The sequence below is a fragment of the Mesorhizobium sp. RSR565B genome (genome assembly GCF_054719465.1).
The window spans coordinates 5997441-6015593 of record NZ_JBTTIE010000001.1 but is presented as its reverse complement, the minus strand read 5'-3'; the positions used below and the strand labels follow the sequence as shown (position 1 = coordinate 6015593).

At 60.6% G+C, this 18153-nt stretch carries 15 protein-coding genes; 6 read left to right on the top strand and 9 right to left on the bottom strand.

All coding sequences use genetic code 11. The annotated features are described in order from the left end of the window. Window positions 1-176: 176 nt before the first annotated feature. From ACYG9R_RS29025 to ACYG9R_RS29015, 3 genes are all read right to left on the bottom strand, one after another. Entirely contained in the window at window positions 177-1094 is a 918-nt protein-coding gene (locus tag ACYG9R_RS29025) for a carbohydrate ABC transporter permease (RefSeq protein ID WP_023669427.1), read from the bottom strand. A gap of 9 nt (window positions 1095-1103) precedes the next feature. Next, the gene (locus tag ACYG9R_RS29020; RefSeq protein WP_460221870.1) at window positions 1104-2219 is read right to left on the bottom strand and encodes a carbohydrate ABC transporter permease; all 1116 of its coding nucleotides are present in this window, start codon (window positions 2217-2219) and stop codon (window positions 1104-1106) included. A 98-nt stretch (window positions 2220-2317) separates the two neighbouring features. Beyond that, a complete protein-coding gene (locus tag ACYG9R_RS29015) occupies window positions 2318-3982 on the bottom strand; it encodes an ABC transporter substrate-binding protein (RefSeq protein ID WP_023705031.1) in 1665 nt (554 codons plus the stop codon). A 273-nt stretch (window positions 3983-4255) separates the two neighbouring features. Between ACYG9R_RS29015 and ACYG9R_RS29010 the strand changes: the two genes are divergently transcribed. The 3 genes from ACYG9R_RS29010 to rbsK are packed head-to-tail and all read left to right on the top strand — an operon-like array spanning window position 4256 to window position 6737. Beyond that, window positions 4256-5308, top strand: a complete 1053-nt coding sequence (locus tag ACYG9R_RS29010) for an ABC transporter ATP-binding protein (protein WP_023823241.1) — start codon at window positions 4256-4258, stop codon at window positions 5306-5308. 42 nt (window positions 5309-5350) lie between these two features. Next, window positions 5351-5803: an RbsD/FucU family protein gene (locus ACYG9R_RS29005; RefSeq protein ID WP_023711516.1), complete on the top strand. Its 453-nt coding sequence runs from the start codon at window positions 5351-5353 to the stop codon at window positions 5801-5803. 4 nt (window positions 5804-5807) lie between these two features. Further along, complete coding sequence (rbsK, locus tag ACYG9R_RS29000; RefSeq protein ID WP_023742815.1) at window positions 5808-6737, top strand: ribokinase; 930 nt, start codon at window positions 5808-5810, stop codon at window positions 6735-6737. A 529-nt stretch (window positions 6738-7266) separates the two neighbouring features. On the opposite strand, the gene ACYG9R_RS28995 is transcribed toward rbsK, so the two are convergent. The 5 genes from ACYG9R_RS28995 to ACYG9R_RS28975 all read right to left on the bottom strand — a co-directional run bounded on the left by ACYG9R_RS28995 (window position 7267) and on the right by ACYG9R_RS28975 (window position 12774). Beyond that, window positions 7267-7623 carry a DUF892 family protein gene (locus tag ACYG9R_RS28995; RefSeq protein ID WP_460221882.1) on the bottom strand — a complete coding sequence of 119 codons (357 nt, stop codon included), beginning with the start codon at window positions 7621-7623 and terminating at the stop codon, window positions 7267-7269. 244 nt (window positions 7624-7867) lie between these two features. Then, window positions 7868-9088: an O-antigen ligase family protein gene (locus ACYG9R_RS28990; RefSeq protein WP_245260010.1), complete on the bottom strand. Its 1221-nt coding sequence runs from the start codon at window positions 9086-9088 to the stop codon at window positions 7868-7870. Between the two features lie 285 nt (window positions 9089-9373). Beyond that, window positions 9374-11344 carry an asparagine synthase (glutamine-hydrolyzing) gene (asnB, locus tag ACYG9R_RS28985; protein ID WP_023734115.1) on the bottom strand — a complete coding sequence of 657 codons (1971 nt, stop codon included), beginning with the start codon at window positions 11342-11344 and terminating at the stop codon, window positions 9374-9376. A gap of 70 nt (window positions 11345-11414) precedes the next feature. After that, window positions 11415-12209, bottom strand: coding sequence for a class I SAM-dependent methyltransferase (locus tag ACYG9R_RS28980; RefSeq protein WP_023734114.1), 795 nt, complete (start codon window positions 12207-12209; stop codon window positions 11415-11417). Between the two features lie 46 nt (window positions 12210-12255). Further along, a complete protein-coding gene (locus tag ACYG9R_RS28975) occupies window positions 12256-12774 on the bottom strand; it encodes an NAD-dependent epimerase/dehydratase family protein (protein ID WP_245260018.1) in 519 nt (172 codons plus the stop codon). A gap of 402 nt (window positions 12775-13176) precedes the next feature. Between ACYG9R_RS28975 and ACYG9R_RS28970 the strand changes: the two genes are divergently transcribed. Both ACYG9R_RS28970 and ACYG9R_RS28965 read left to right on the top strand, forming a co-directional pair. Further along, a complete protein-coding gene (locus tag ACYG9R_RS28970) occupies window positions 13177-14307 on the top strand; it encodes a glycosyltransferase family 4 protein (protein ID WP_023823240.1) in 1131 nt (376 codons plus the stop codon). Then, entirely contained in the window at window positions 14304-15143 is an 840-nt protein-coding gene (locus tag ACYG9R_RS28965) for a class I SAM-dependent methyltransferase (protein ID WP_023713500.1), read from the top strand. Before ACYG9R_RS28970 ends, ACYG9R_RS28965 begins: the two co-directional genes overlap by 4 nt. A gap of 71 nt (window positions 15144-15214) precedes the next feature. On the opposite strand, the gene ACYG9R_RS28960 is transcribed toward ACYG9R_RS28965, so the two are convergent. Next, the gene (locus tag ACYG9R_RS28960) at window positions 15215-17023 is read right to left on the bottom strand and encodes an ABC transporter ATP-binding protein (RefSeq protein WP_245260009.1); all 1809 of its coding nucleotides are present in this window, start codon (window positions 17021-17023) and stop codon (window positions 15215-15217) included. Window positions 17024-17164: 141 nt separating this feature from the next. Between ACYG9R_RS28960 and ACYG9R_RS28955 the strand changes: the two genes are divergently transcribed. Continuing rightward, window positions 17165-18070 carry a hypothetical protein gene (locus tag ACYG9R_RS28955; RefSeq protein WP_023823239.1) on the top strand — a complete coding sequence of 302 codons (906 nt, stop codon included), beginning with the start codon at window positions 17165-17167 and terminating at the stop codon, window positions 18068-18070. Window positions 18071-18153 lie beyond the last annotated feature (83 nt).

The window sequence follows — 18153 nt, the reverse complement described above, 5'->3', positions numbered from 1 at the left end:
CCCCGCAAGGGGGGAGATCAGATGTCATTTCCGCTTTCGCCAATCACCTACGTCGCAAGAAAAGCGATGCAGCCAAAGCTGCCGATCTCCCTCCTTGCGGGGGAGATGGCCGGCAGGCCAGAGGGGGGGTGCTGTCCCGCCGAGGTCAACAGTAGAGGGGCACGCCGCCTCTCGCCCTACTTCACCGCGCCCGCCGTCATGCCCATGATCAGATACCGCTCAAGCGCAATCCCGATGACCGCCAGCGGTGCGATCGCGGCGGTGGCAAGCGCCGCCATCGACCACCAGTTGATGCCTTGCGAGCCGGTCTGGCTCGCCACCATGACCGGGATGGTCTTGGCGTCGGTCGAGGTCAGCAGCGCGGCGAAAAAATACTCGTTCCAGCACAGCACCATCGCCAGGATGAAAGCGGCGACCATGCCCGGCAGCGCAATCGGCATGACGATGCGGAAAAAAGCGCCCCAGATCGAGAGGCCGTCGACCAGCGCTGCCTCCTCGAGCTCGACCGGGATCGAGTTGAACTGGTCGCGCATGATCCAGATGACGATCGGCAGCACCATCAGCGTGTAGAGCAGGATCAGGCCGATGCGTGTGTCGAGCAGACCGACTTCCCGGTAGAGCACCAGGAAGGGCAGGGCCAGCACCACCGGCGGCAGGATCAGCTGCGACAGGAAGAAGAAGGAGATGTCCTCGTTCTTGAACCAGGCGAACTGATAGCGGTAGCGGGTCAGCCCATAGGCGGCGAGGCTGCCAATGACGATGGCGAGGCTCGACGCACCGACCGAGGTGATGACCGAATTCATGAAGCGCTTGAAAAACTCCTCCCGCACCGTCGAGGTCTGGAAGATCGAATCCGGCGACAGGCCGAGCGAGCGCCAGCCCTTCCAGTCCGGCTGGAAGTCGACGAACGGGATGAGATGTCCTTGCGTGACGTCGACCGCGGTCTTGAACGAGGTGGTGATGGTCCAGTAGATCGGGAACAGGCAGATGAAGGCCCAGAACGCCAGCGCGCCATAGATGAAGATGCGATTGGCCAGAAAACCCAGCGGTGAGCGGATTTCCGAGGCAGCATAGTCGGTGGTCTGGACGCTCATTGTGCCTCGTCAGTTCACGTTGCGCACGAAGCGATTGGCGAATTTCAACAGCCAGGTCACGAACACGACGATGATGACGAGATAGGCCATCGCCAGCATGGTGCCGTAGCCGACATTCGAACGGTCGCGGTATTCGCGGTAGATGAAGCTCGACACTAAATCCGTGGCGCCGCCGGGGCCGCCGGAGGTGACGGTAATGATGATGTCGGCAAGCTTCAGCTTGAAGATGATGCGCAGGATCACCGCCGTGACCGACACCGGCAGCATCAGCGGGAAGGTGACCTGCCAGAAAGTCTGCCAGGGCGTGGCGCCATCGACGCGCGCCGCTTCCAGCACGTCGCGCGACATCGCCTGCAGGCCGGCAAGCAGCATGATCATCATGAACGGGATGAAGGTCCAGGCGTCGAGCACCATGATCGAGATGCGGGCGGTGATCGGGTTGGAGAAGAAGGCGGGGTTTTCCCAGCCGAAATGGCGCGCCAGCGTCGCCGCCGGCCCGAAACGGTACTCCATCAGCGATTTGCCGATCATCCACGACACCGCGACCGGCGACAGCATCAGCGGCATCAGGAAGACGACTCGGAAGAATTTGCGCGCCCGGATCTGCGCGTTGAGCAGCAGCGCCAGGCCGAAGGCAATCACATACTCAACCAGCACGGCGAGCACATAAAGCACCATGTTGAACAGCGCGTTGCGGTAGTAGGGATCGGCCAGCATCTGCCAGAAATTGTCGAGCCCGTTGAACTTGCGGCCGGAAAAGGACGACAGGTTCCAGTCGGTCAGCGCGATATAGAAGCCGAACAGCGTCGGGAAGATCACCATGGCGATGGTGAACAGCAGCGCCGGCAGCAGGAACAGCGCGCGCTGGCCGTCCTCGCCGCGCGTCAGCACCTGGCCGATGCCAAGCGTCACGCCCCACAGAACATAGGCGTAGACGATCGGACGCCAGGTCTCGAAGCCGAGCGTGGTGATCTCGTTCTTGTAGAGGATCTCAAACGCGATCACCGCCAGCAGGCCAAGCGTGGCGGCCGCCATCAGGGCAAAACCCGCCCGCTTGCGGGCCGGCGAGATCAGATCGGCTGGGCCGGCGTTGGCCGGCCATACATTGGTGGTCTGGTCAGCCACGCGTCCCCGTCCGTTTAAAAAATCAAGCCTGCGACCGGCCCGAGCCGGTCAGGTCCGGCGGCTTGCACCGCCGGACCTGTTGTCACGATAGGATCAGCCTACACGCCGAGCGAGGCCTTGTAGAGCTTGATCTGGTTTTCGCGGCCGATCTGGTCGGTCAGCTTCTCCCAGGCCGCGGCAATGGCGTCGGCGCCTTCCTGCGCCTTCATCTTGCCGGCGAATGTGTTGGCCAGAATGTCCTCGGCAGCCGAATAGTACTGGAAGATGCCGGGGATGCGCGGTTCGATCGCCGCGTTCGGATGGTTGTAGCTGTCGGCTTCCGACTTCAGATACGAGGTGATGAACGCCTCGTCGTAGCCTGCCGCCACCCATTCGGGAATGTCGAAATGCGAGTTGCGGTAGGGCTGGAAGCCGGACGGATACATCGCCGTCCAGATTGACAGGTCCTTGCCGCCGAGATGAGCGGCGGCCGACCATGCCGCTTTTTTCTTCTTTTCGTCCGTATCGACGCGGGCCATGACATAGACGCCCCAGCCGAGATAGGCACAGTTTGGCGCATAGTTCGGGCCGCTGGCGAGTTTGTCCCAGGCGCCGGTCTTGGCATTGTAGACGTCGTCGGATCCCGGCAGGATCGAGAAGCCGGTGACGTCGCCGATGACCGAGCTATCGTTGGTCTTGACGTTGGAGCCGACGTCGCCCCACCAGGTGACCATTGAACCGGTGCCGGCCAGGAACTGCTGGAAGGCTGTCGTGTTCGGGTCGGCGTTGATCTGGTCGGCGGGCTCCGACGGCAGCGCGTCGATGACGTCCTGGATGGCGCGCACCCAGGCCGGATTGTTGATGCGCGGCTTCATCGTGTCGGCATCGAACAGCCAGGCCTTGTCGTCGGGATGCTTGGCATAGGCGGTGGCGCGGCTGCCGAGGAAGTAGAAGCCGAAACCGCCCCAGGCCTTGGGCGCATCGAGATAGCCGAAGACGTCCTGGTCCTTGAACTTCTTGCCCTTGAGGAATTTTGTGACGGCCTGGACTTCCTGCCAGGTCTTCGGCACACCCCATTCGGTGGTCGCACCGCCGTCCTTCCACGCCTTGGCGAGGTCGGCATCGGCAAAAACGTCGGTGCGGTAGTTGAAGTTGTGCGCATCGCCATCGACGGTGATCCGGTACTGCTTGCCGTCCCAGGTGCCGACCGGCGGCTGCAGGTAGGCCACGACATCCTTCATGTCGATCTGCTCTTTGACCCAGTCGGGCATCTCGGAGGTCAGGCCCTTGCCGCAGACATCGCCTTCGAAGGGCGCGCCCATCTCGATGATGTCGAAGTCGACGGTGCCGGTGGCGATCGACTGCTGCAGGCGGGCATTGTAGTCGGCCTGCGCCAGGTCGATCCAGCTGATCTTGGCGCCGGTATAGGCCTCCCACGGCTTCAGGAAGCCGCGGAACAGCACATTGTGCAGGTTCTGGTTGTTGAGGCCCATGAAGGTGAGCTCGACGCCGGCGAATTCGCCTTCCTTGACATTGGCCTTGGTGGCTTCCAGGCAGAGTTCGCCTACCTTCTGGAAGTCGGCATCCGTCGGCTGGCCTTTGCCGACGCCGGGGATCTGCAGAATTTTGGAGCGTAGCTCGCTGGCGGCTTCAGCCGGGCGGGTGAAAGCGCCGAGCCCAGCGCCCGATGCGGCGGCAATCGCGGCCATCGAGGCCGCGCCTTTGAGTATGTCACGCCGGGTGGCACCCGCGCGGACGAGTTTTTCGTACAGACCGACTCTCATCTATTCCTCCCAGAACAACAGTCGTGAATTAAAATGCCAATCCCTCCGACGCCGAAACGTCGGCGGTTCTCCTTTATCATACGGGGACGTGGGACCCCACCCTGCGTCGCCTGGAGCTCCGATTTTCGGATAAAAATCCGACTGCCGGATTGGCAACAGCTAATATTTGCGTAATCGATTACCTTGTCAACACGAATGGCTTTTTATCGATAACATACCGACTTGCCCTTGCCGTTGGCAATGGCTAGCTTCACCGCGAGAAAAGGGGGGACGATGGCTCAAGTCGCGATCAGCAATGTGGCCAAGGCGTTCGGAACCGTCAAGGTCCTGCACGAGGTCAGCGTCGATATCGCCGATGGCCAGTTCGTGGTGTTGGTCGGCCCGTCGGGCTGCGGCAAGTCCACGCTGCTCAGGATGGTGGCCGGGCTGGAGACCGTCTCCGGCGGCACGATCGCCATTGGCGAGCGCATCGTCAACAATCTGCCACCGGCCAAGCGCGACATCGCCATGGTGTTCCAGAACTACGCGCTCTATCCGCACAAGACGGTGGAGCAGAACATGGCGTTTGCGCTGAAGCTGCGCAAGACCGATCCAGCCGTGGTCGCCGAGCGGGTCAAGCGCGCCGCCGACATTCTCGACCTCAATCCGTACCTGAAACGCTATCCGCGCCAGCTATCCGGCGGCCAGCGCCAGCGCGTCGCCATGGGCCGCGCCATCGTGCGCAATCCGCAAGTCTTCCTGTTCGACGAGCCGCTCTCCAATCTCGACGCCAAGCTGCGCGTGCAGATGCGCACCGAGATCAAGGAACTGCACCAGCGGCTGAAGACCACCACCATCTACGTCACCCACGACCAGATCGAGGCCATGACCATGGCCGACAAGATCGTGGTCATGCGCGACGGCCGCATAGAGCAGGTTGGCGCGCCACTGGAATTGTTCGACCGGCCGGCCAATCTGTTTGTCGCCGGCTTCATCGGCTCGCCGTCGATGAACCTGCTCAAAGGCGTGGTGCGCAAGGTCGACAAGGTCGAGATAGCGGGCACGCTGTTCCCGATCGCGGCCGGCAGCGCCGCCAAGGAGGGCCAGGCCGTGGTCTATGGCGTGCGGCCCGAGCATCTCGAAATCCATCCCGACGGCGTGCCGGCAAAAATCTCGGTGGTCGAGCCGACCGGTTCCGAAACGCTGGTCTTCGTGCGCTTCGGCGACGGCGAGATGGTGGCGCTGTTTCGTGAGCGCCACGACTTCAAGCCCGGCGACACGCTCAATCTCAAGCCGCGCCTCGACCAGGTCCATCTCTTCGACGCCGAGACCGGCAACCGGCTCTGATTTCCAATCGACTTTGACCAAACCTGTTTGACGAGGACTGCCATGCTCAAAGGGATCAACCCATTGCTCAATGCCGATGTGCTCCAGGCGCTCAGGGCAATGGGACACGGCGACGATCTGGTCATCGCCGACACCAATTTCCCCGCCGATTCGGTGGCAAAGCAGACCGTGCTCGGCAAGCTGCTGCACATCGACGCCTCGGCGGCCGATGTGGTCAAGGCGGTGCTGTCGCTCTATCCGCTGGACACTTTCGTCGACGATGCGGCCGCGCGCATGGAGATCGTCGGCAAGCCGGACGAGATCCCGCCGGTGCAAAAAGAGGTGCAGAAGGAGATCGACAAGGCGGAAGGCAAGGCCTGGCCGATGATCTCGGTCGAGCGCTATGCCTTCTACGAGCGCGCCAAGAAAGCCTATTGCGTCATCCAGACCGGCGAGCGCCGCTTCTATGGCTGCTTCGCCTTTCGCAAGGGCGTCGTGCCGCCGGACGCCGAGTAGGGCCATGGCGTCGGGCAAACCTGTCGTCATTCTGGGCGTTTTCGTCGCCGACACCGCCTACCGCGCCGATCGACAGCCGCGCATGGGTGAAACCATTCTTGGTAATTCCTTCAAGCTGGGACCGGGCGGCAAGGGCTCGAACCAGGCGGTGGCGGCAGGCAAGCTCGGCGCGGACGTCACCTTCCTGACCCGGCTTGGCGTCGATGCTTTCGCCGACATGGCCAAGGCGACCTGGGCAGAGGCGAGCGTCAAATCCGCCGTCATCGAGACGCCGCAAAGCTATACCGGCGCGGCCTATATCTTCATCGAGGAGACAACCGGCAACAACGCCATCATCGTCAGCCCGGGTGCGGCGATGCTGATCTCGCCTGAAGACATCGAGGCCAACGCCGGCCTGATCGGCGGCGCCGGCGTCTTCGTCACCCAGCTCGAGCAGCCGATCGACGCGGCACTGCGCGCACTCGAAATCGCGCGCGGTGCAGGGGTGACCACCATCCTCAATCCGGCGCCGGCGGCCAAGCTGCCGGACCGCATCTATACGCTTTGCGACTATGTCACCCCCAACGAGACCGAGGCCGAAGAGCTGACCGGCATCAAGGTTTCTTCGATCGACGAGGCTCGCCGCGCCGCCGACAGCCTGCTCAAAAAGGGCGTCGGCTCGGTCATCATCACGCTCGGCGAAAAAGGCGCGCTGCTGCACACGGCCGCTCGGTCCGACCATGTTCCCGTGGTCAGTGCCGGTCCGGTGGTCGAAACCACCGGCGCGGGCGATGCCTTCAATGGCGGCCTGGCCGCCGCACTCGCCAAAGGCGTGGAGCCGCTGCAAGCCGTCCGCTTCGCCTGCGCCGTCGCCGGCATTTCGGTGACAAGGCCGGGTACGGCGCCATCCATGCCGACGCTGCAGGAGGTCGAGGCGCTGCTGGCCAAGGGGTGACGTCGTTGCGGGAGAGACCGAATTCAGATCCGACCGGATCTGAATTCCCACATGCAAGACCATGATTTTAGACGATTATGTCACATTTCTCCTGAGGAGAAATGGCGCGAGTGACGGGGCTCGAACCCGCGACCTCCGGCGTGACAGGCCGGCGAAAACGCCTGATTAATCAACGACTGATTCAATTCCTTACGCTCTCGAATTTGCGGGAAAAAGCGCGAAATTGAAACATGCTTATCAGAACTCCTCGTCGTAATCCGCGAGTCATTAACTTCCGATCCTCAGCTTATCGACGACGCGTCCGGGGGGTGCACGATCCTTCTGACGACGACGGGCACTGCGCGCGCGTATTTGTAGCAAGCCGCCAGGCTGAAGCTACACAACCGCCGGGCATGTTACTGCCTCGGATCATTAATTTTTCGCTAGCGTTTGATTAAGCCCCTTAGGGCCGGACGTCTGGGCGTTTTGTAATGCACGGCAATAGCCGGGCGGGCGCCGGTCGCCTCCGTCATGTCGCCGCTGCGCCGCGTCAGGCTTCTTTCTCACCAAGCCCGAAAAGTGTTTTCGAGAACTCCCATATCGTCTCCGCGCAAGGTTTCGCACCAATGCAGCGCGAGAGCTTGGGACAAGGAGCCCGGCATTTGATCGCCAGGGCTCCTGAGAGAACGGTAGACTCGGCGTCAGAGTCTCGTCGGTGGCCTTTTCCAAGTGCCAGATTGAGGAGCGACACAGCTTCGTCGCGGCCAAGTTCGGAAGCCCATGTGTTCATCGTGCAAAAGCGCGAAATCTCGTAATGCTCGAGGGCTTGGGAATCAGCTAGAAGGCCGGCATCTAGTGCAGGCGCGCCCTTGTATTCTTCCATGATCTCGGCGCCTTCATCCGTGATGCCGACGATAGCCGCGCAGGTCTTTGCCTGTGGCTTCTTGCCGATCTCTTCGAGAACCTCCGGGGCCTTTTAGCTGCCGTTCAGCATTCGATACGCCCCGAAATCGCGGTCACGCGTCTGGTGCCACCGTCGCCCATTGCTCGCCCAAATTGCAGATCCTTAGCGGGAGAGCGCTTCTGCTCTCACCACTCGCAGGCACGAGATATTTCGGTGTTGGGCGTGATGCACCTTTTTTCTCCGTCGATCAAAAATGGTGGGGCGGGAGATTCGCTCCCTTTTCGCGCCCCCTAAAAGCAGACGCTTGATTCGTTGACTGACCCTTGGGCGAAATTGTCTGCCCGCAAGCCAAGTATGTTCCGGAAACCAACAAGACCATCAGCGTCGAGTCGAGAATATCATGGCCGACAAGGATGCCTGTCATCCCTCCAGCAACGTATATTATGACGGTGACCACCATTATGGTGGCGCCAAAACGTTCCAGCGGATCAGCACTGATGCGCAGGACTCTTGTCGCATTCCGGATCGTCACGACGAATATTGCAGCCAATGTCAGCGCACCTGCGAGTCCGGCCTGCACCAAAGCCGTAAGGAAGCCGTTGTGAAAGTGGTTGAAGCCTTCGGTGGCGCCAAAGCGCTGTTTGAACCCCTGCCTTGAAAGCATCCGGCCGGCGGCCATTCCGTGACCAAAAACGGGCGCTTGGCGAAAGGCATCGAGCCCGACGTCCCACAACCCGACCCGCAACCCGAGCGGCGTGGTATAATCGCCGTTGACGGCGAGGGCATTCCAGTCCTCGAACAGGACATGTGTGCGATCGGCGACAATCGGAGACGTAATTGCCGTGATGATCAATGTCGATGCGCCGGCAATCACCAGCAACTGCTTCATGTCTGATCGGAAGACCCTTTCGCGATGGGTCACAAGCACCGCTACCAGCGCGATGAGCAAGGCCACCCAGACCATGCGCGAGCCCGAGTAGAGTGTCGCCACCACACCGGCAAGCGCGGCGGCCGTGAGCGGCTTCCACGCTTTCTCGACCCCAGACAGAGCACCTGTAAGACACATCATCACGGCCAGGCAGGTGACCGTGGCAAACACGATGGGGTTTCCGGCCCCACCTTCGGGTCTCAGCATCCCAATCCAGTGGTATTGGACGATGGCCAGCACCAGTGCCCCGACACATGCTGCGGCGCTGGCACGAACGGCAGTGCGTGCGAGGCTCTCCTTGTCCATGATGCTCCACGTCGAATAGGAAATCGGGAACAACAGCAAGGTCATCAGGGGCAAGAAATGAGTGGCATCGGCCCGCAGCGTCCCGTTTACGATCGACGCCAGGATCTGGGCGGCGCAATAGGCATAGATGGCAGTGGTCATGGCAAGCATAGGCCGATCAATGTTAAGGCGCCGCCGGCCGGCCGCCAGCAGCGCCAATGACCAGAGCGCGCCGCCATGGAAGACGAAGCTCACCACCGAACCGAATACCGGCGGCGAAAAGAAGCAGGCGATCGAGAAATACTGGTTGACCTGGTCAGTCGTGAAATGGCGACGGAGCGATTTAAACAGGGTTCAATGCCTTTGCTTCGTTGGCTTCCAGGTCCCTGAGGGTCGGTTCGAACGACCCTGGCGCACGTCGGTTCGCCCTCTCCCTCCCGTATAGCTGCTCGCTTTCGCGTCTGATAGTGCCGAACGTCTCGTCCCTTCCGACGGCATGAGCGGCACCGCAAAGACTAAACCGCCCGGGCTCACCACCCATCACGCTGCGATCGCGTTTGAAAATCCCTTGGTCGCTCCCCGCCAGGACTGGAACATCAACACGTCCCAGAGTAGATATTGGTTGTTTTGGTGCCCGGAGAGGTGCTCGAACCAGGCACGCCGGATCGCTTCAGGCCGGAAGAATCCGTCTTCGCGCAGCCGGCGCTCGTCGAGCAACTCCTCGGCCCATTCGCGCAAAGCGCCGCGCAACCAGGAATCAATGGGCACGCCGAAGCCCATCTTGGGGCGTTCGACAAGCTCTTTTGGAAGATGCCTGTAAAGCAGCTGTCGCAGAGGCCACTTGGTCTGGCCGCCGGCGCGCAGAATTGAGAGCGGTAGCGACAGCACGAAGCTTATGAGTCGATGGTCGAGAAACGGTACACGTGTTTCAAGACTGACGGCCATGGCGGCGCGATCGACCTTCACCAGTATGTCGTCGGGTAGATAGCTCATAAGATCGATGTACATCATCCGCTCGACGCTACCGGGCAAATCCGGCAACGGTTCCAGGCCGGTCAGCATTGTTGGCGGCTCGACCGCATCCGAGATGATCTCGGTCGGGTCCCAGTGCGAGCACAGGCGACGGTAGACATCGTCCATGGTCCGCAGCGAAAGCACAGACGCGGCTTTGTGGATCATGTCGCCGACGCGTTCGCGGCGCAGGCGTTGCGGGAGGAGCGGCATGATCCCGCCCGCGAGGTTGTTGTAGAGGCCGGCCGACGGCAATGTCGCCAGGCTAGCAGACGCGCGGCGCAGACCGACCGGAATTCGGGACAACTTGTTCCAGAACGCATCGGCGAGCGCGTAGCGGTTGTAGCCTGAGAACAACTCGTCGCCGCCGTCACCCGACAACGCCACGGTAACGCTGCCACGTGCCAGTTTAGAGACGAGGAAAGTCGGGATTTGCGAGGAGTCGGAGAAAGGCTCGCTATAGATGCCCGACAGTTGCGGCACCACGTCGAGCGCGTCGCGCTGGTTGAGATAGAGCTCTGTATGATCGGTGCCGAGATGGCGCGCCACTTGCTTGGCATGGTGCGCCTCGTTGTAGCCGACGTCCTCGAAGCCGATTGTGAAGGTGCGCACCGGCCGCGCACTGATCGACTGCATGACTGCCACGACCGCGGAAGAATCGATGCCGCCAGATAGGAAGGCGCCAAGCGGCACGTCGGCGATCATCTGCCCTTCAAGTGAGCGGCGCAGATGACGCTCGACCTCGTCGACCACCTCTTCAGAGCTGCCCAGGAAAGGCTCGCGCCGGCCTTGCGCTGCGACGTCGCTGGCGCGCCAGTAATTTTCGACGCGCGGCTCATTCATAGGATCGGAGAGGACGAGTAAGTGGCCGGGTCTCAGTTTCCGTATGCTCTGATAGATGCTGTAGGGCGCGGGGATGTAGTTGTGGCGCATCATCAGCGCCAACGCATTGCGGTCTATCTCCGGGCGCCAGTCCGGCAGAGGTTGAAAGGCGCTGAGTTCCGAGGCAAACGCGAAGGCCTTGCCGACACGGCCGTAGTAGAGCGGCTTTTCACCCACGCGATCGCGACCGAGAACCAGAGTTCTTTCACGCCGGTCCCAGACGCCAAAAGCAAACATACCGGCGGCCAGTTCGAGTGCTTTTTTGGTCCCTAGCTCTTCGATTGCGACCAGGAGGACCTCGGTATCGGAATGTCCACGCCACGCATGTACACCAAATTGCTGGTCAAGGTGCGCCCGCATCTCGCCGTGATTGTAGATCTCGCCATTGAAGACAATGACATAGCGGCCTGTGTGAGAGATCATTGGCTGGGCGCCAGCCGAGGACAGGTCGATGATGGCAAGGCGGCGCTGGCTGAGCGCGACGCCCGCCTCGGCGTCGCTCCAGACCCCGTCGCCGTCGGGTCCACGATGTCGGATGTTGTCGGCCATCCGACGCACAGTATGGCCGCCGCCGCTCGTCGCAGCCGCTCCACCCACAATGCCGACGATACCGCACATCCGCCGTTACAGCTCCATATCGGCTTGCCCAAGTTATCCGCGCGTCACCAGACTGGGAAGAAGCCGGTGGCTATAAATCTATCCGCTCGAAACACCATTCACCACAGCCGGTGCCGAAAAGGCCAACTCCCGGCAGCACATTGAAACGCCGATCCGTGCGAAACCCAAGATTTTCCACAGTCCGCTCCAACTCGCTGGCTAACGCGGATTGATAGGGATAGCCGCCAAGCCAGTCGTCGACATCCGCCAGAAATTCCATGCCTCGGCGCGCGCGGTAGTTCCTTACAAACGATATCGGGTCCCGGTGGCGCAGGGTCCTTGCGACCATATAAGCCGAGACAAAGACCGCCTTGATCGGCGGCCGTACCCATCGATGCGAGGCGTAGAACCTCTTTTCGACCGTCCATAGTCCGCACAGCGGCGTCTTAAGATAGATCGCAATACCCAGTCGCCCAGAGCGGCCGACCAAGCCAGCCGCATTGGCGATCGCTGTCCACATATCTCCGGTATGGTGGAGGACACCCCATGAATAGACGACATCGAACGTGCCGGTGGGCAGCGAGGATCTGTCAAGGATATCGGCCCGCTCAACGGTCCAATCGGCATCGGGTGCAAACCGGGACAGGACGGCCCTGGTCGTCTCCACGCAATCCGCGTCATAATCGAGTGCTGTGACTTTCGCCGCGCCGAGCCGGAGTGCGGCCGCTGAATGCAGCCCCGAGCCGCAGCCGATGTCCAGAAAAGTCATGCCGTTGAGGTCACCCGCCAGTCGACCAAGATCCTCACACGCCCGGTCCAGATGTTCGGCCTCGAAACGCGCGGCAAGCTCGGACCAGTTGCGGCCGAAATCATAGCGCACGTTCATTTGTCGCCCACCTGTCGTCCTTTTTGCGTGGCACCGCCTCTGCGGATCATACCCGATAGTACTCCCGATACCATTCGCAAAGCGGAGAACTCCGACCTCTATTGGAATCCGGCCTGGATCCCGTCGCCTCCTCGAGCGAACTGACCTCGACGAAAGTTGCCGGCACGTCACCCGGCTGCAGCGGCATGGGATTGCGGTTCGCCTTTAGTCGGAGCGCGTTCTCCAGCACCGCGATCAGCCGTTCAGCTGAACTGGCGAACTGCCGTCGATATTGTGGATTCTGAACGGCGCGTTGCTGATCGCCGGATCCGGCGACGCTTTCCCACTGCGGGTTGGGTGTCGCGGGCTGACGCATGGCGCGGACGATGCCTTCGACAATATCGCCGACATAAGTGAAATCGCGCTGCATGTTGCCATGGTTGAAGAAGTCGATCGGCTCGCCAGCGACGATGGCCTCAGCGAAGATGAGCAGGGCCATGTCTGGCCGTCCCCACGGACCATAGACGGTGGAGAAGCGTAATCCTGTCGTGGGCAGTGCAAACAGATGGCTGTATGTATGGGCCATCAGCTCGTTTGCTTTCTTGATGGCGGCGTAGAGGCTGAGCGAATGGTCAGCCGAATCGGGCACTCAAACGGCATGCGCGTGCTGGGGCCGTAGATCGAGCTCGATGACGCATAGACAAGATGGTTCACCGAGGCGTGCCATCCCAGGCCGATAACAGCAATGCGTTCGGACATAGGCAGGTTTCCTCAGGTAGTGAGTCGACGTCCTTGTATGGTAGGCGTTACGTCAATTCAACGACACGCTGTTGCCAAGGGGCAAGTCTCCGCTCGAAAGCAACTCTGAGACACTTTTGGCGAAGCATCTGCTCGATGTTGTGGATAACATGCGCCATGATTGGGTTTTGCGTGTCAAAAATCTACAAGGGTCGAATGGGTCGCGAGCAATCTCCCAAGAAATGACTGCATGAAACGAATCGTCGTCATCGTCAGCGAACCAACGTCCCTCGCAAGCACCAGGGGACACTTGCTTCTTGCGCTGCGCGATTCCGGGTACGAAGTTCATGCCATGGCGCCGGTCGACGCCATGACCATTCGTTGGCTGGCCGAGAACGGCGTCCACTTTCATCCATTGCCAATGGAACGAGCCGGGATTGCTCCGTTCGGCGACACGGTGTTGGCTTTTCGTCTCCACAACCGGCTAAGAAAACTCAAGCCTCAGGTGGTGTTGACCTGTGCAATCAAGCCGATCGTCTACGGCATGCCGGCTGCGTTGCTTGCCGGGATCCAGCGACGGCACGCACTTGTCACCGGCCTCGGCTACGCCTTCACGGACCGGCACAAGTCACCACGCTGGAGGATGGTAAACGCAGTGGCTCGGCTCCTCTATGCCGCAAGCCTTCGGGTTGCCACCACGGTCACCTTCCAGAACGACGACGACCGCAACGACTTCCGTCGCCTTGGGCTGCTCGGGCGGACCCAAGCTAATGTCGTCAACGGCTCGGGAGTCGATCTAGACCGATTCAAAGTCGCGCCACTACCCGATCAGCCGCGATTTCTGATGATTGCACGCCTGCTGCGTGACAAAGGCCTCGCCGAATATCTGGGTGCGGCGACGCTGGTTAGGGCTGTCAGACCTGACGCCCGTTTCCACCTCGTCGGAGATATGGATCCAAACCCCTCGGGGTTTCCATTATCGGAGGTTGAGGAGGCAGTCGCCGGCGGAGCCATCCGTTATCACGGCCCGGTCGAGGACGTCCGTCACATCATCGCGGATACGCGTATCTTCGTGCTTCCGTCGTATCGCGAGGGGACGTCGCGATCGGTTCTGGAGGCCATGGCGATGGGGCGCCCGGTGATCACAACGGATGCGCCGGGTTGCCGGGCGCCAATCGTGCCCGGGGTCAACGGGCTGCTGGTTCCGGTTGGTGCCACCACATCGTTGGCTGAAGCCATGATCCGCTTGATAGACAACCCCGACGAAGCCGTATCCATGGGCAAGAACAGCCGATCGATTGCCGAACAGCGCTATGATATTCAGAAAGTTACAGCTGACATGATGGGCATCATCGAAGGGGGAGTCCGAGCCGCAGGATGACATTCACAGGCAACCCATCGTCGAATCGGTACGAGTTCGGAGCCAATTGGGCGTCGTTCGTCGACAAACACTACTCGACTGAACGTCGGCAGGTGGCGGCCGACAAGCTTCTGTCCTTCCTCGGCAAGCAGAGCCTGGAAGGAATGGATTTTCTCGATATCGGCAGCGGCAGCGGGCTACACTCGCTTGCCGCCTTCGACGCAAAGGCGGATCGGATACATTCCTTCGACTTTGATCCTCTTTCGGTAAGTACCACCGGCAGGCTTCGCAAATTGGCCGGGGACCCGCCGAACTGGGCCGTCGAACGAGGTGACGTTCTCGATGCCGACTATCTTGAGGCGCTGGGCACTTGGAGCTTGGTCTATTCATGGGGCGTGCTCCATCACACTGGCGCCATGTGGCAAGCAATTGAGAATGCTGCACGAAGGGTAGGGCCTGGCGGCCTTTTCTTCATCGCTCTCTATTCGTCGAATGTCGTAACGCCTTCCGCGCAATTCTGGCTCAATGTGAAACGTCGGTACAATGCCGCCAACCCTCGTCAAAGGCGATGGATCGAATGCTGGTACATCTGGCGTTTCGGCCTTGGCAGAAATCCACTTCGGCTGCCAATGCTCCTGAAGCAGATTCGCGAGAAGAAAAAAGGTCGCGGCATGAGTTACATGACCGACGTCCGCGACTGGCTGGGAGGGTGGCCGATGGAGTTCGCCGACGACCAGGCCGTGATCGACTTCTTGAAGCAACGGTTCGATTTCGAAATCGTCAGGATATCCACCGGTGAAGCCTGCACGGAATTTCTCTTCCAGAACCCTGGCAAGGTGCAATCCAAACCGAACTGACGTGGCGGCCTTGCTGCACCGGCGGCGCCAGCCCGATCAGGCACGTTGCCGAACCCGTCCACGCGATGCATTCAAGCGATCTGTCCGCCGGTTGTCGTCGAGATATGCGGCTGGCGGTGTTCAAGGGTTACGATCTCGTCGCAACTTTCAACTGTCGTGAGACGGTGTGCGATGATCAATATTGTCAGATCGGTGGGCAGTTCTCGGATCGCCTCCATGACTGCCGCCTCGGTCTCCATGTCGAGAGCGCTCGTCGCCTCGTCGAAGACGAGCACAGATGCCTGTTTGTACAAAGCCCTCGCGATGCCTATTCGCTGGCGTTGACCTCCCGACAGGCGGACGCCGCGCTCGCCAACACGCGTCTCGTAGCCCTGCGGCAAGCTTTCTATGAAGTCCGCCAACGCGGCCTGCTGCGCCGCGCTGCGGACGCGCTCGTGGTCGGTCCTGGCAGGGTCGATGCCGAAGGCGATATTGTCTGCGATGGACGCATCCGCCAGGAATATGCTTTGTGGCACATGTGCGATCTGTCTTTGCCAGGCACGTCGCGTAGCGCCGTCCAACGTCTGCCCGTCGATCTCGATCGCTCCGCTGGTCGGTTCCAGCAAACCCATGATCAGATCGACCGTCGTGCTCTTGCCGCTGCCGGTCTTGCCTACGAAGCCGACCTTGGTCCCCTTCGGGATTTTGAGATTGAAGCCTTCGAGTATCGGCGGCTGGTCGGAGGCGTAACGAAACGACACGTCCTTGAGTATGATCGCTTGTTCGAATGGCAGGCGCCTGGCTGGAGGCTCGTTCCATTCGGGGCCAAGTGGTGCTTCCAGCGCCTGGAGCACAACTTCGGCGCCGGCAAGATTGCTGAGTATCAACGCCCAATTGCCGTATACAAGCTGCATCGATGGCAGCAGACGCTGGGCTCCCAGCACGAATGTTCCAAGTATTGGCAGTACCTCGCCGGCATTGTTGGATCGGATGATGAGGAAATAGGCGAGGGCCGCGATGATCACCATACCCGCGGCTTCAATCGCGAAACGCGGAGCGCTGGCTGCAAGCGCGTTCGTTGCGTTGGCGCGTTGCAGGCGCAGGTCGAGTTCGCTGTAGCGGGAAAGAAAATATGGCTGTGTGTCGTTGATAATGACATCGCGGATACCGCCCAGCCCCTCCTGTACAGAACGAATGCCTTCGGCCTGCGCGCTAGCGATGATCCGCGCATTCTGCTTGAGGTGTTTTCGGATCACAAGCGACATGGCGAGATACACCGCACCAAAGCCCGCGAAGATAACGAAGGTGATGATCGAACTTAGTATGAAAAGCGCTGCGACGACGAAGACACCGATGATTATGCCGCTGATTGATTGCAACAGTGGCAGCATCACGCCAGCGGTGATTGCTTGTACCTGTCGTAGCGCCGCCAACACCGAACTGGAGTTGCGCGAAACGTGGTAGTTGTAGGGCTGGCGCAGCACTCGGTCATAGACGGTCACGCCCACCTCATGTCCCAGCGAGAAGACGTATGAATTCGTGGCCCAGGTGAGGAGTATACGCACGGCACCGGCCACGATGGCCACTACGGAAAACAAAACCGTGAGCCCGAGCAGGCTGTCAGAAGAGCCGGTCAGCCGAAAGCCTGCAAGCTGACGCGCCAGAAACGACTGTCCGCCAACCGTCTCAGGATTGGCGATGCGCGCAAGAAACGGCAGCAAGGCACCAAGCGTGGCCGCTTCCGCCAGAGCACCGAACACCATCAGGACAAGGAGGCCGAAAAACTGCCTTTGCCGCCGCTGCGATACCTGCCGCCACAAGCGCCGCATTGTGTCGAAAGTGCTGCCCGAGTCTCGGTTTCCGCTCAACGCCAAATCGATGTCCGTATTCAGAGGGCCCAATGCACACGTCCAGCGGGCCACGACAAGCCACAACCGACGTCGACTGGCAATTTATCACAGAAGCGCCGAAGGTGGTCCGTCCACAAATTTCCTCGCAATGGACTAGAAGCCACGGCCGCGACGAGGTGATAGTCTTCGACCATGAATGATGCCTTTGAGATTCGGTATCAAAAGTTGCGGCCAAGCTTAACTGCTGCATTACTGTGCTCATTCGGCTTCTTCTCGGCAGGGGTTGGGGCGGCTTTCCTGCTGTTTGTCTCGGCCTATCCGCTCGGATTGATCAGCGCTTACCCGGCACCACCTGCCGAGGCAACCGAAGGGCCGCTGGGATTCCAGCAGAAGGTGGTGGATGTCGATGACCTCTACCGCGCTACGGACGAACCCATGCAGGCCTATCTCGAGCGCCTGACAAAGGCTGTCGCGGGTGGAATGGTGCATTATTGGACGGTAGGCGACAGCTGGGCGGCGACCGACACGTCCTACACGCGCATCAGCGTTTTTGACAACTACCTGCTCTGGATGCTCAGCTTCCGGCCGCAATATCGCGAAACGCTGCAAAATTATGAGTTTGTAACGCCCCGCAAAGGGCTTGCCCGGGGGTATGGGTTCTGTTCCCAGGTGTCCAAAATCGTCTATTCCATCCTTGCCGATCAAGGCATCGAGGCGACGATCTACAGTGTCCCCCAACACACCGTGGTAGTGTCGAACGGCAATATTCTGGATTCCGACTACGGCGTCTTTGTTCCTCGCTCGCTTGAGGACGTGCAGAGGGAGCCGTCAATCATCGATACCTACTACGCGCAATTCGCGCCGATGTTGCCCCTGCTGAAGACGGCTTATGGTGGGGCTTGGCAACCGGCTGGCACCATAGAGGACTTCGACGGCGTGCGTGCATACGAGGCAAAGTTCGAGCGGCTCAAATGGGCACCGCCACTCGCCCTCCTGGCAACCGGAATGGTGCTTGCCACGTTCGGGATGATGCTGCGGCATCGTGAAGGACGCAGCCCGTCTGCTGCGCGGCAGGCTGGAGCTGATCTTGCCGGCTAGTGACCTTTTGTGGATTGTACGCGCAATACGACTTCTTCTTGCCGGCTCTGGACGCTATGTGGAAGCGGGACGGGCGAGAACAG

Bases quoted from the DNA above. Each gene is read 5' to 3' on its own strand.
- ACYG9R_RS28980 (WP_023734114.1), bottom strand. From the start codon at position 12,209: ATGAACGTGCGCTATGATTTCGGCCGCAACTGGTCCGAGCTTGCCGCG.
- ACYG9R_RS28975 (WP_245260018.1), bottom strand. From the start codon at position 12,774: ATGGCCCATACATACAGCCATCTGTTTGCACTGCCCACGACAGGATTA.
- ACYG9R_RS29015 (WP_023705031.1), bottom strand. From the start codon at position 3,982: ATGAGAGTCGGTCTGTACGAAAAACTCGTCCGCGCGGGTGCCACCCGG.
- ACYG9R_RS29005 (WP_023711516.1), top strand. From the start codon at position 5,351: ATGCTCAAAGGGATCAACCCATTGCTCAATGCCGATGTGCTCCAGGCG.
- ACYG9R_RS29025 (WP_023669427.1), bottom strand. From the start codon at position 1,094: ATGAGCGTCCAGACCACCGACTATGCTGCCTCGGAAATCCGCTCACCG.
- rbsK (WP_023742815.1), top strand. From the start codon at position 5,808: ATGGCGTCGGGCAAACCTGTCGTCATTCTGGGCGTTTTCGTCGCCGAC.
- ACYG9R_RS29010 (WP_023823241.1), top strand. From the start codon at position 4,256: ATGGCTCAAGTCGCGATCAGCAATGTGGCCAAGGCGTTCGGAACCGTC.
- asnB (WP_023734115.1), bottom strand. From the start codon at position 11,344: ATGTGCGGTATCGTCGGCATTGTGGGTGGAGCGGCTGCGACGAGCGGC.
- ACYG9R_RS28955 (WP_023823239.1), top strand. From the start codon at position 17,165: ATGAATGATGCCTTTGAGATTCGGTATCAAAAGTTGCGGCCAAGCTTA.
- ACYG9R_RS28965 (WP_023713500.1), top strand. From the start codon at position 14,304: ATGACATTCACAGGCAACCCATCGTCGAATCGGTACGAGTTCGGAGCC.
- ACYG9R_RS28970 (WP_023823240.1), top strand. From the start codon at position 13,177: ATGAAACGAATCGTCGTCATCGTCAGCGAACCAACGTCCCTCGCAAGC.